The organism is Bacillus sp. BD59S, assembly GCF_007363175.1.
GTDB classification, from domain to species: Bacteria; Bacillota; Bacilli; order Bacillales; family Bacillaceae_G; genus Bacillus_A; species Bacillus_A pacificus.
The window spans coordinates 2,776,237-2,789,332 of record NZ_CP034686.1 but is presented as its reverse complement, the minus strand read 5'-3'; the positions used below and the strand labels follow the sequence as shown (position 1 = coordinate 2,789,332).

The window sequence follows — 13,096 nt, the reverse complement described above, 5'->3', positions numbered from 1 at the left end:
TATATTTTATGGATCTATAAAGGAGAATGTAATGAATACTTCTATCGATATACAACACTTGTGTGATCTTGCACATAAAGCATTTAATGCCCCTGTACATATTTTATCTGCAGACAGAAAAATTTTATATCATTCTACATCTGATAATGTTTGTAGTCCTTTTTATTCTTCAAAAGAAGAACATCTTAGTGATATTTATCAAGAAAACGATCCCTTTAACTTGCCACTTTTTCGAAGTAACAACTATCTTGAAAATTTTGTTCTAATTCATATAGAAAATCATGATGATATTAAAGGGACTATTATAATCGGTCCTACTATACATCCAAAAGATTCAGATGATATGATCATAAAATTTCAGAAAGAATTTAAATCAAATGATAACATTCAAGAAAGACTTGCCTATTATCAGTGTTTATCTGAGATTAAAAAAACTACATTAATTGATATGGGAATTTTATTACATTACATGATTTTCAATGAAAAGTTAGATGTAGATATTGTCTTGGAAAAAAATAAAGTACTAGAGGAAATTCCTAATAAAAATGTGAAACCTGATTTATATATTTTAAAACGCCGACAAAACAAACCTAAAACGCACAATATGGCATTAGTAAATGATTTCTTTTCGACTATTAAAGAAGGCAATAAAAAAAAGTTAATACAGTATATGTATGCGGTTTCGCAAGAAGATGTTGAACTTATGCTAATAGAGGATCCGCTCAGGAATCAAAAAAATCTTGGGATTATTGCGATTACCTTAGCCACTCGATATGCAATAGAAGGAAACCTGCCACCAGATATTGCTTTTGCTCATAGTATTTTATATATACAAACCCTGGAACAATTAGATAATGTAGAATCTGTAAAGCGATTGTCAGGGGATGCTTTACGTACTTTTGCAGATCGTGTGAAAGAATACAATGCAAAAAAGTATTCTTACGCGGTTACTACATGTATAAAACATATTAATAAAAATGTTTACGATGGAATATCTCTGAATGAACTTGCTAATCATTTAGAAATTACGCCTACTTATCTGTCTAAACTATTTAAAAAAGAAATGGGAATTACTTTAAGCGAATATATTCAAAGAGAACGAGTAGAAGAAGCAAAGAAATTATTAACACTCACTACTTATTCGTTATCAGATATCTGTGCTTGGCTTAACTTTAATGACCAAAGTTATTTTATAAGAGTTTTCAAAAAAATCACTAGCATGACTCCTAGGCAGTACCGTGAAAAATATACAATAATATAAGTTTGTTATCTACTGTCTCCAATGTAAAGACGTGGTTGGCAAGGCGGACATGGTGGCTGGCAAGGTGGACACGGTGGTTGGCAAGGCGGACATGGAGGTTGGCAAGGCGGACATGGTGGCTGGCAAGGTGGACACGGTGGTTGGCAAGGCGGACATGGATATTAAAAAGATACTATAAAATCATTTCTTTACAGAAGGTTATGGAGAAATAAGTAAACCGGATGAATATTATAATTCTGCTAATATCCCTAAGTATGTTATAAATGATATTGCTGCTTAGGTGCAAGAAAGATTGCAATTAAATTAGCAACCATATGTTTTAATAAATACTTTCTTTCTGCGACTAAAATAGAAACATTACTATTAGTTATATATTTTTTAAAAGCACTCTTTGAAAAGGAGTGTTTTTTTATTTTTCTAAATAGAAATTTTCTATAAAATAAGGGGCTTTCCTTTTAAACAAATCGTTATTTGTAACACTGCTATCAAAGGAAAGCGCTCGTGACATCTCTTTAATATTCAAAAACATTAATAATCTATCGTATGAAATTTTTGAAAATTTAGGTTTAACATCTTTAAAATAGGTGTATTACATATTACATAACAACTAAATAAGAAAATAAAAAATCTAAAGGAGGAAAAATACAATGCATAAGAATGAAAGAAAACCGGTGGTTCATGAATATGATAATGAGCATGAAGTAGTTATGAAAGTAAAAGAGCTAGAATTACAAGGGATTCACCAAGATGACATTTACGTCTTAACACATGAAAAGCATCTAACAAAAAAGATTGCGGATGATACAAACATAAATACGATTGGAGTAAAAGAACAAGGATTAGGAACAAGTATGATCAACTTTTTCTCCAAAAAAGGGGACGAACTTCGAAATCAAATGGAAGAAATGGGGTTGTCGAAGGAGGAAGCTAACTTATATGAAGAAAAACTAGATCAAGGGAGAATTTTACTCCTAGTAACAGCTGAAGTACCAACGGCGAGTGATAGGCAGCCACAAAACTATCATTCTCTGTAATAGATTGCAACATCTGATAAATAGGTAAGGTAATGATTTTAGGTTGTAGCATGGAAAAAAATAAAAGTAGAGAAGGGTGAGAAAAATGAAACATACAATATTTAAATATGCTGTGATTGGGGTTACGACCGGAATCATGGTCTCCTTATTAAAAAAAGAAAATCGGAAAGCGATACAAACAACAGGAAAAAGCGTAAAAGACAAACTACAAGAAGGGAACATAAAGGAAACATTAGAGAAGGTAACTGAGACAAGTAAACAATTCTCTGTAAATGCAGCTAATGTTGCAAAACAAACATTACCACAACTGCTCACAGCCACACCAGTTGTCATTTCTACCATTAAAGACTTAGCAGAAAACGAAACGAACAAAAAGAAAACAGATGAAACGGATTACGAAATAAATGAAAATAGTAAGGAAATAGACGGGGAAAAAACGAAAAATGAAAAGAAATATGTGAAAGAAGGGAAAGAAGAGAGTGCCTAAATTTAACTCTAAAAATAGAAAGTGAGGAAAAAGGTATGAAATCTCTGTATGCAATTGACGTAGGAATTGGCTTTACTAAGCGGGCATACCGACAGGATGTAGATTCTGAGGTGACGATTAAGAGTGAGGCTTCTACACTAGCCCCTGTACCCAATCATGCTGAAAGTGAAGATTTAACAAAGGTAAGTTTTATAGACTTAGACTTTGCATACTACATGGGAGATGAAGCACATCAATCTGACGCTTCATTTCTTCCTCCATTTGGCGAAGAAATAGAAAATTATTATGAAAGCGAACGATTTAAACAACAAATATTTGGTTGCATTGCAAAGGATTATAAAGAAAATATCGTGTTGCCTTTAGTTGTTACCGGGCTTCCCGTTAGTTGTTTTGGTAGTCAGCATGAGCAATTACAACGTGCACTAAAAAAAGAAACTTCCGTGCAAATTGATGGGAAATTTATTACTATTACGGTGGAAAATGCTTTGATTCTTCAGCAACCGGTCGCTTTACATGCCTATTTCTTAAAAGAGGGAATCATTCAGGAACGAGATCGTATCTTAATTATTGATGGCGGATTTCATACATTAGAAATGACAGATATGAAACAGAATGTCATTTTAAATCATTATGAGACGGAACTAGGATGTAGCAAGCCATTGAAAAATATTAAGAATATCGTGCAGAATCATGCGGGTGAAAGTAATCAATTGCATATTAATGACATGCCAAATATATTAGAAAAAGGATATGGGGGTCGAGAAGAAGATCCTCAAACAAGTCAGGTTGATACTTTGATTCAAAAAGAGTTGGATGCACACTTCCAAGATGTTATGCGTGTATTACAAGAACAATTTAAATTAGAACAGTACGATACTATTATTTGGACAGGAGGAATAGTAGATCTCCACAAAAAACGAATTGAAAAAATACAAGGTGAAATTTCTTCTTTCCGTATGGTAGACGCTTCGAAAGAGGCTGCACTTCATGGATATTATATGATTGGAAGTCAAGTATTTGACGACATAACCAATCAATCTGTATATGAATCTAAATTATAATAACGACCGAAATGGAGTTCGTTGAATAGACGTGCCAAATTATGTAGCTTCTTTTCCACATATAAAAAATGCTTTATAAGAAAAGATAAAAAGTGCTTATATAGAGGAAATGTTTAAAATTGCGAATAAAAATAACTAATATATAGGGGGTCTTCCTTTTAACAGAATAAGACCTCCTATGCCATTTATCCCGCTTTAATGGGCAGTAAGACCCCCACCTCAAAATTCAGCGAAAGCAAAGAATTTAGGTGGGGGTCGGGCTGCCCATAAAAGTCCGATTGGTGAGGGCTGATTAAAGTTTCACTTTATTTTGTAATTTAGTTGATCTAAAAACTTTTCCTCCAAGACATGAATACCTACATACAAATTTCATATTACGGATATGGCTCGATCAAACATAAAACTATTTAGAAAGGAAGAATAATATGGAATGCATAAAAATGACGAAATGGAGTTGGTATCATGTGAAAACTAGTGAGCTTGAAAAACTTTCTTCTATAATTCCTCGTGATGTAACATCTTATTTCTCTCAATTTATAAAGAAAATAAGTTCTCCTTGTGAAAATGGCTTATATGTTTATACGTTATCACCAAGTCAAACTTGTGTATATGGTTCGTTTTTATATGATCAAGATAAAAAGGACGCCAAAATTCAAAAATTTCTTCATTATTTCGTAGCTCATGGAATACTGATAACAGTTCAGGAAAAAGAGGAAGAGGATTTCCAAAAATTAATACATAATTGCCCTATGGGTACAAAAAATTGTAATAGTTCCGCTGAAGGATTATGTGCTATCTTATCAATGTTTATAGCTCACTACTTACGAAAGGTCGACTATTTCGAAAACAATTTTAGGAATGTATTATGGGATTTTTATCATCATAATAACATAGCAGTTTTAGAAAGGATTTATCATATTCGTCATGAACTATTTATGAACACACATGTGTTTCGCTTAATACAAGAAGTGTTACAAGGGCTGAAAGAAGCTTGGTTAGAAAACTTAACAAACACTCTTTGTTATAAACAAACAAACGTAAAATTAGAGCGTGGATTACAACTTGTTAAAGAGTACCAAGAAGAATTAGACACGATGATTCATTTACAAGAAGTTGTTTCTTCTCATCGTGGGAATGAAATTATGAAAGCTCTTACTGTATTAACTGCTGTAAGTACGCCTTTGACGGCCTTAGGAGCATTGTGGGGGATGAATTTTAAATATATGCCTGAACTAGAATGGAAATATAGCTATTTAATTGCTCTCTTATTTATTATTTTCACAACAGGAGGTATGTATATGTATATGCGATTCAAAGGATGGACAGGTGATTTATTACGAGTAAAGAAAAAGAAATCTTTTTTTAAATCCAATTAATCTTGTTTATAAAAAATATGATAGATATTAACCATACATATATGGCTAGTAATATTAATTGAGGTAGTATTATATCCCCATCAAGTTAAAGTTTTGATGCCCCCGTAATGATAAAAATGGTGAGTATTTATATGAAAGATTAGAGCTCTCCTTCTTGTAGGAGAGCTCTAATCTTTTTTAAAAACTATCTTATACATGTGTAGACTCACCGTGTAAAATTTGTCCGGATTCTATTTAGAATATGACAAAAGAGAACTTGCGTTAGAAAACAAGCTCTCTTTAAAAGAAATAACGTAATTGAGATACTTATATAGTAACAATTGTTTTCTTTTAATTCCATATTTCTTATGTTGAGAAATAAATTATAAGTGGCTTGATAAAGCTAAAATGAATGATTGACATAATATTTTGACGATAATATAATGAATCTCGAATTCAAGATAAGTTGTAAAGGATTGGTAATTGTGAGCGTGATTAACGATGAGAGCTTATCTTTAAAGTTATTTGTTATATTATCAAGGGAATTACAGCCAATCACTAAACATATTGAAAAGGATTAAAAAGATTTATGGACTTAATCCAACTGAATTTGCATTGCTTGAGCTACTATACAGTAAAGCTGATTAGCCTATAAAAAAATGGGGGACAAAATATTACTTGCAAGTTTTTGTATCACGTATGCATCAATTACTTCAGAAAGTACTGAATTGGTGATACTAATTTTTCCTCAGCATAAAGAGGGGATGCGGCAAATATTTGGTAGTTTGAACTATATTGAGAAAAAAATGATAATGAAACAGTTGAAAAAGTTAGGATATTACGCACAGAAATTGTAAGGTTTTAGAGGTTATTTCTGTTTAGTAATATCCTAATTAAATATAAATTAAATAAATAGGAGGGAAAATTAATAAATAGTAGTAAATGTATTGTAGTACAAAATAAAGAAATTATGTAATTGCAATTGATATAGTAGGAAAGATAGTTGTTATGCATAACGTATACATATTGTCCTTTTCATTATAAATCTTTCATAAAGCGGAGAGTGGGAGTGGGTATCAAGAATGGAATTACGTCATTTAGAGTATTTTATTCAAGTTTGTAATAATAATAGCTTTACTAAAGCTGCGGAAGTTCTAGGTATTTCACAGCCGACTTTAAGTCAACAAATCCGTGTGTTAGAAGGTGAACTTGATACACCTTTGTTTCATCGAGTTGGAAGAGGTATCAAAATGACAGAAGCGGGTAAGCTGCTATTTGATAAAGGAAAATTTATCATGCAACAATTTGATGACGTTTATAATGAAATTTTTGAATTAAAGGGTGTAAAAAGAGGTGTGATTACTATAGGAGGTTTATTAGAGGATCTCACTTATTTAACACCTTATATTATGAAGTTTCAACATCAGTATCCCAACATCGTTGTAAAAATTATAGAGTCCGAAGTTGCGGTAAATCAAATCGTTGACAAAAATATTGATATAGGCATCACGCGTAGTTCTCAAATTCCAGACACATTAACAAGTACCCTTTTGTATAGCGAAGAGCTCGTCCTTGTCATTCCAAAAAATCATCCTTTGAATGAAACATCGTTTGTTTCTTTTCGAGAATTAGTAGGACTGAGTAGAATAATGGTTGCATGTAGTTGTCGTGAATCTATTAAAATATATTGTGAGAGTTTAGGGTTATCTTTATCTGAAGCAAATATAGAAACAAAATCTTCTATTTCTCTATTGAGCCTTGTATATAATGGACATGGGGTTGCCATAATACCTCTTTCGCTGGTTGACTTCGTTAATAATGATACCTTGAGCATAGTTCGTATTATTGATCCGACACCAAGGCAAGATATTAATCTTATTCATTTTGATGATAAATTTTTAAGTTTTGCAGCACGTATCTTTATGCAGAAGTTAAATGAACCTGAAAAGGTATTAGTATAATAATGATTATAGTGTGAGAATTAAAAATGATACATAATTCTTAGAATAAGACCTAAATTACAGTCAAAGGGCAAGTAGATTTATCCCGCTTTAACAGGCAGTAAGACCCCCACCTCAAAATTCAGCGGAAGCAAAGAAGTTAGTTGGGGGATTAACTGTCCGTAAAAGTCCGATTGGTGAGGGCTAATTAAAGTTTCACTTTATATGTGTGGTGTAGTCGCTTCAAAAGGGAATACCATGGACTTTTATTTAAGGGAAAAGGGCAGACTTTGCAAGGAGAGAAGGCTGTTAAAAACAAGTCAAGTTAATCAATAATTTCTTCGGTCTCATCGCATAGTAATAGATTCTATTAGGGATATACTGCTATTTCTTTCTACATATCCTTATTGTATAAAGAAAACCACCGGCATTATACCGGTGGTTTTGACTTAGAAAGCAAAGCAAGTACAACCAATACCCCATTTAGTTCCATCTGTTCCTATTATGGTATGAGTGTGTTGATGGAGAGGGTTACTACAACTATGTAACTTGTTATCATGGGAATTGTGAGAAAGAATCGTGTGGGCTAGGTTAGCACCACCATAACCATAAACTCCTGTCGGTGACCAATCAGGTGATGCTGGCGGTAATTCAGGTGATAAATTTTTATATTCATCATCGCCATAAACAACCTGTCCACCCATAATGGTGAGTAATGATTCAAGGTCTTTAATTTCTTCTTCTGGCACAGTAAAGTAGTCAGAAGACAATACAGCAATATCAGCAAACTGACCTACTGCAAGAGTTCCCTTTTTACCTTCATCACCAGAGAACCACGCACTTCCTTTTGAATATAATTCCAGGGCTACTTTTCTATCAAGTTTATTTTTTTCATCGTATATGGAAAGCCCACCAATGGTTTTTCCGGCAACCATCCAGTAAAGAGCAACCCAAGGGTTATAGCTGGAAACTCTAGTTGCATCACTACCAGCGCCAACAGGTATACCTAGGTCTAACATACGGTAAATCGGGGGAGTACGCTTTGCAGCTTCTTTTCCGTATAAATCAACAAAGTATTCACCTTGAAAAGCCATGCGGTCTTGGATGGCAATACCGCCATTTAAAGCCTTAACACGTTCCATACTACGATCTGAGATTGTTTCTGCATGGTCAAACCACCATCGTAGACCATTAAAAGGAATTTCTTTGTTAACTTCTTCAAATACATTTAAGAAACGTGTTATTGATTCGTCATAAGTTGCATGTAAACGGAATGGCCAACGGTTTTCTACCAATAGAGAAATTACTTTCTTTAAGTCGGCTTCCATCATCGTAGCTAGTTCGGGCTGTGGCATTTGAAATTTTTCAAAATCAGCTGCAGAGAATACTAACATTTCTCCGGCACCATTCATTTTATACTTATCATTTCCTTGACCTGGAGAAACAATTTTTGTCCATGAAGCAAAGTCTTCATATTCATGATTAGGATTTTGCGTAAATAGATTATAAGCAATACGTAAAGTTAATTGTTCCTTCTCGGCTAAATGTTCAACAACTCTGTAGTCGTCAGGATAATTTTGGAAACCGCCACCTGCGTCAATGGCACTTGTAATACCTAATCGATTTAATTCGCGCATAAAATGGCGAGTTGAGTTAATCTGGTCGTCAAAATTAAGTATGGGAGCTTTACCCAAACTTGAATAAAGAATAGAAGCGTTAGGATTCGCAATTAAAAGGCCCGTTGGATTACCTCGTTTATCTCGCTCAATTAAACAACCTGGAGGGTCTGGAGTATCTTTTGTGTATCCCAGTGCACGAAGCCCTGCACGATTTACAAGTGCTCTATCGTAAAGATGTAGCACAAAGACAGGTGTGTCTTCGGAAACAGCATTAATCTCTTCCAAAGTTGGCATCCGTCTCTCTTTAAATTGAAATTCAGACCAACCTCCAACTACTCTTACCCACTGAGGAGCAGGAGTACGCCTTGCCTGTTCTTTGAGCATTTCAAGAGCAATGGCAATTGAAGGCACACCTTCCCAACGTAATTCCATATTATAATGAAGACCGCCACGAATAACGTGTATATGAGAGTCATTCAGGCCTGGAATAGCTCTTTTTCTTTTAAGGTCTATTTTTTTTGTTTTTTCTGTGGCACTATTAAGAAGCTCATCTCCACCTACTGCAGTTATTAAACCATCAGTTATGGCGATAGCAGATACCTCAGGTTGAGAGGGATCAAGGGTAGTAATTTTTCCGTTATATAAAATCATATCCGGTACATTCATATTCACACCTCGTCTACTTCTTATTATTTTGTAACCATGGATGAAATAATTTACCGAAAATCGGCATAACTACCCATGATAGCAAGGACACTATACATACAGAAACAAAAAAAGCCGACATAATAGGATTCATATGTTTTATAATAGGTCCTATCAATTTAGGAACTAACATGCTAAGAGGCCATACACCCAGAAGGGTAACGATAGACATTTTCCATTTTGGCGGTGGAACTGGTGTTTTCGGAGTAACAAACCAATAAGCCAAACTGCTTTCAGTTTTGTAAGTTGGATTAGTAGCTTGAAATTGTTCTGCTGTTTTTAACAAATCTCGGCGAACATCTGATTCTTGCCAAGCACGTAGATGCTCATACGTATCAAAGCGAAAAATAACAGTATACTCTCTGGATTCGTTATTGGGGACTATTAGGTTTACGCCTAAATGCCCTGGGAATTTAGTAGCGGCAGCTTCGATTTCATGTCTCCATGTTTCAAACTGTTTTTCTTTCCCTTGTTGAATTTCCCATGTAACAATCGTTGTTACTGGATTAGCAGCATCCATCGCGTTCCCTGTATAAGTCTCTTCGACAGCTACTCCTTCTTGTTTCATATTTTCCTGCTTGGAAGCGCGCCATGCACCATAGTATATGCGTATTCTACACCTTGACCATAAGCACCAGTGTGTTCCTTTACAATCTCCATTACAGCATCATAAGTGTCTTTATGTGCCCAGTCACGTTGGTATTCAAGTAAAACTTGAATGGCTGTCACTGGAATTGCACCAGCTTGCTCTACACGACGCATAGCAGCGTTATGTGCTGTCAAACTAGTACCACCTGAAGCATCATCAACTGCATACACCTCATAGCCAGCTTTAATTGCTTCAAGCACAGGGAATGCAAGGCAAACTTCAGTCCAAAGTGCTGCAAATATCAATTTCTTTCTACCTGTTGCTTTAACCGCCTCAACAAATTTTGGATCTTCCCAAGAGTTCATTGAACTGCGTTCTATAATTTCATGGTTTGGGAATATGTCAAGAATTTGTGGCCAAAAATAACCAGAAAAGCTACGTGTCTCAACTGTAGTAAGAATAGTAGGTACGTTAAAAGTTTTTGCTGATTTAGCAAGCAACATAACGTTATTAATCAATGTTTGTCTATCAATGCTTGCAACTCCAAAAGTCATTTGAGGTTGAAAATCAATTAAAATTAATGCACTGTTCTCCGGATTTAACAATTCTAAATTACTCATAATAAAACGCTCCTTTTTTAATTGTTTATTGAAAGTAATGTATCTTCTGTTAATTGAAGCTCTGCTATACTTTTTAATTTAAATTTAGTGCTGATTTAATCAGCACTAAACTTATACTATCTACTTTAAAAACAGTGATTTAAAGCTATTTCCTTGGAATACATTTATGCATTTTGTTTACTAAGATCTCGTTGAGCTCCCATATAGCTTCCAATTATATTTTGATAGCCTGGAAGATTGCTAGCAAGCAAATTGCCAAAACCTTCGACATCGTTGCGCCAATCGCGTTGTAATTCGCAAGCTACGCTAAACCAGTTCATAAGTTGCACACCACTATGTGCCATACGAGTATTTGCAGCATCTGCAACTTGTTTACTGAAAGTTCCTGAAGCATCAGTAACAGCAAATACTTCATATCCAGCTTTTATAGCGGAAAGTGCCGGAAAAGCAACACAAACGTCCGTAACTACGCCCGCGATGATAAGTTGCTTTTTTCCAGTTTCTTCGATTGCTTTTACAAAATCATCATTATCCCATGCGTTAATTTGTCCAGGTCGAGCTATTTTTTGTGCGTGAGGAAAGAGATCAATCAATTCTTGCATTAAAGGTCCGTTAGGTCCATTTTCAAAGCTTGTTGTTAAAATAACTGGTAAATCAAAAAACTTAGCAGTGTGAGCAAGAGCTAAAACATTGTTCTTGAATTCATCAACACCATAGTCACGTACTAGTCCGGACATAAGACCAGTTTGATGATCTACTAAAAGCACGACAGCATCATCTTTGTTAATACGAGAATAGAGATCAGTCATTATGTATTCCTCCTAAAAATTAAGTAATCGAAGAAAATTTAAATAGTCGAAAACTATCATAAATTTCTTCGTTTATAACTAAGCTGACCAATAATATTGGTTATAGCAGCATTCACAGAACATGAAGCGCTATACAAATTTATAATATTTGAAAACTGATTCGTTAATCAATTCTAAATTATCTATAATTTGCATAGGTCGTAACTATAGTTGTTTCACTGTAAAATAGATTGATTTTACCTATACATTCTATAGATAGAACGATATTGATAGTCACCTATTTTTGTTATTAGAATTGAACAGGAGGGGTATTCAGCAAATACTTCGTGATGAAAAAGGTAGGAGATGGGGAATTGTCCATAAACAGAAAATGAATTCATCGGAACAGTAGAGTTCACACTATAAATAAGCATAAATAGGTTATGAGATTTATCCGGATTATTGAAGAAAAGGATATATATTAAAGGAGGTAGGACAATGGCAAAAATTACTGTAGGAACCGAAAACCAAGCACCAATTGAGATATATTATGAGGATTATGGTATAGGAAAACCAGTTGTACTTATTCATGGTTGGCCGTTAAGTGGTCAATCTTGGGAATACCAAGTTCCCGCTCTTGTTGAGGCTGGATACAGAGTGATAACATATGATCGTCGAGGTTTTGGAAAATCATCTCAGCCGTGGGAAGGGTATGAATATGATACCTTTACTTCTGATTTACATCAACTATTAGAACAGCTAGAGCTTCAAAATGTCACACTTGTTGGTTTTTCTATGGGTGGAGGCGAAGTAGCCCGGTATATTGGGAAATATGGAACCAATAGAGTAGAGAAGGCTGTATTTGCAGGAGCTGTACCACCATACCTTTACAAGTCAGCAGATCATCCTGAGGGTGTATTAGATGATGTAGCAATTCAAGAATTTGAAAATGGAGTAAAAAGTGATCGCCTAGCATTCCTTGATGAGTTTACGAAAGGATTTTTTGCTGCTGGAGATCGAACTGACTTAGTTAGTGAACCATTTCGACTTTACAATAGGGATATCGCTGCGGGGGCATCACCTAAAGGAACACTAGATTGTATCGCTGCTTTCAGCAAAACAGACTTCAGAGGCGATTTAGCCAAGATTAATATACCTACCCTTGTTATTCACGGTGATTCAGATGCAACTGTACCATATGAATATAGTGGGAAATTAACACATGAAGCAATTCCTAATTCTAAAGTAGCGTTAATAAAGGGTGGTCCACATGGGCTAAATGCAACACATCCTAAAGAATTTAATGAAGCACTCCTATTATTTTTAAAGGACTGATTACAACTATATAATTGTTAATTGATAAATTATAAACAAGTAAAAATAAAGCTTTATAAAAGATGCTCTTGGATAAATCCAGGAGCATCTTTTTGAATGCAGCGTAGTACACCACTGTAATCAATTTAAAGAATCAAAATCTTCTATAACGAAATTTATGTTCATTTTTAAATGGTGATATTGAGTTAGGTTTATAAATCTCCATTAGTTTCGGATTGAATATGCTTCTTAACAGCTAACATGTATGGATTAGAGTTTTTTAGTCTCTTAGAAGTATTGTTATATTACTATCAAGATAATAT

12 protein-coding genes and 2 pseudogenes are annotated in these 13,096 nt (G+C 34.4%); 9 read left to right on the top strand and 5 right to left on the bottom strand.

What is annotated here, in order from left to right; all coding sequences use genetic code 11:
- Window positions 1–31: 31 nt before the first annotated feature.
- The gene (locus EKQ63_RS16475; protein WP_063547309.1) at window positions 32–1,261 is read left to right on the top strand and encodes a helix-turn-helix domain-containing protein; all 1,230 of its coding nucleotides are present in this window, start codon (window positions 32–34) and stop codon (window positions 1,259–1,261) included.
- A 178-nt stretch (window positions 1,262–1,439) separates the two neighbouring features.
- Window positions 1,440–1,541: pseudogene (locus EKQ63_RS30720) on the top strand (hydrolase); the annotation flags it as partial.
- A gap of 129 nt (window positions 1,542–1,670) precedes the next feature.
- Here the strand turns inward: EKQ63_RS30720 and EKQ63_RS30295 are convergent.
- Window positions 1,671–1,769, bottom strand: coding sequence for an acyl dehydratase (locus EKQ63_RS30295; protein ID WP_254520543.1), 99 nt, complete (start codon window positions 1,767–1,769; stop codon window positions 1,671–1,673).
- Between the two features lie 139 nt (window positions 1,770–1,908).
- Here EKQ63_RS30295 and EKQ63_RS16465 point away from each other — a divergent pair, with 139 nt between their 5' ends.
- The 6 genes and pseudogenes from EKQ63_RS16465 to EKQ63_RS16435 all read left to right on the top strand — a co-directional run bounded on the left by EKQ63_RS16465 (window position 1,909) and on the right by EKQ63_RS16435 (window position 7,159).
- Complete coding sequence (locus EKQ63_RS16465; protein ID WP_143881279.1) at window positions 1,909–2,295, top strand: YflT domain-containing protein; 387 nt, start codon at window positions 1,909–1,911, stop codon at window positions 2,293–2,295.
- 85 nt (window positions 2,296–2,380) lie between these two features.
- Window positions 2,381–2,782, top strand: coding sequence for a peptidase U61 (locus EKQ63_RS16460; protein WP_087997119.1), 402 nt, complete (start codon window positions 2,381–2,383; stop codon window positions 2,780–2,782).
- 35 nt (window positions 2,783–2,817) lie between these two features.
- Window positions 2,818–3,843, top strand: coding sequence for a ParM/StbA family protein (locus EKQ63_RS16455; protein WP_143881278.1), 1,026 nt, complete (start codon window positions 2,818–2,820; stop codon window positions 3,841–3,843).
- Window positions 3,844–4,268: 425 nt separating this feature from the next.
- Window positions 4,269–5,219 carry a magnesium transporter CorA family protein gene (locus EKQ63_RS16450; protein ID WP_087997121.1) on the top strand — a complete coding sequence of 317 codons (951 nt, stop codon included), beginning with the start codon at window positions 4,269–4,271 and terminating at the stop codon, window positions 5,217–5,219.
- A 464-nt stretch (window positions 5,220–5,683) separates the two neighbouring features.
- Window positions 5,684–6,055, top strand: a pseudogene (locus EKQ63_RS30290) (MarR family transcriptional regulator).
- 225 nt (window positions 6,056–6,280) lie between these two features.
- On the top strand, window positions 6,281–7,159 hold the full coding sequence (locus tag EKQ63_RS16435) for a LysR family transcriptional regulator (protein WP_087953203.1): 879 nt from the start codon (window positions 6,281–6,283) through the stop codon (window positions 7,157–7,159).
- 428 nt (window positions 7,160–7,587) lie between these two features.
- Here the strand turns inward: EKQ63_RS16435 and EKQ63_RS16430 are convergent, their stop codons facing one another.
- The 4 genes from EKQ63_RS16430 to ycaC all read right to left on the bottom strand — a co-directional run bounded on the left by EKQ63_RS16430 (window position 7,588) and on the right by ycaC (window position 11,480).
- Complete coding sequence (locus tag EKQ63_RS16430) at window positions 7,588–9,423, bottom strand: amidohydrolase (RefSeq protein WP_140168743.1); 1,836 nt, start codon at window positions 9,421–9,423, stop codon at window positions 7,588–7,590.
- Between the two features lie 13 nt (window positions 9,424–9,436).
- Entirely contained in the window at window positions 9,437–10,030 is a 594-nt protein-coding gene (locus EKQ63_RS16425) for an antibiotic biosynthesis monooxygenase (protein ID WP_087953205.1), read from the bottom strand.
- Window positions 10,027–10,671, bottom strand: a complete 645-nt coding sequence (locus EKQ63_RS16420) for a hydrolase (protein ID WP_000067162.1) — start codon at window positions 10,669–10,671, stop codon at window positions 10,027–10,029. The genes EKQ63_RS16425 and EKQ63_RS16420 overlap by 4 nt, the downstream gene beginning before the upstream one ends.
- 164 nt (window positions 10,672–10,835) lie before the next feature.
- Window positions 10,836–11,480: an isochorismate family cysteine hydrolase YcaC gene (gene ycaC / locus EKQ63_RS16415; RefSeq protein WP_087953206.1), complete on the bottom strand. Its 645-nt coding sequence runs from the start codon at window positions 11,478–11,480 to the stop codon at window positions 10,836–10,838.
- Window positions 11,481–11,957: 477 nt separating this feature from the next.
- On the opposite strand from ycaC, the gene EKQ63_RS16410 reads away from it, so the two are divergent.
- Window positions 11,958–12,794, top strand: a complete 837-nt coding sequence (locus EKQ63_RS16410) for an alpha/beta fold hydrolase (RefSeq protein WP_143881277.1) — start codon at window positions 11,958–11,960, stop codon at window positions 12,792–12,794.
- The last annotated feature ends 302 nt before the right edge of the window (window positions 12,795–13,096 follow it).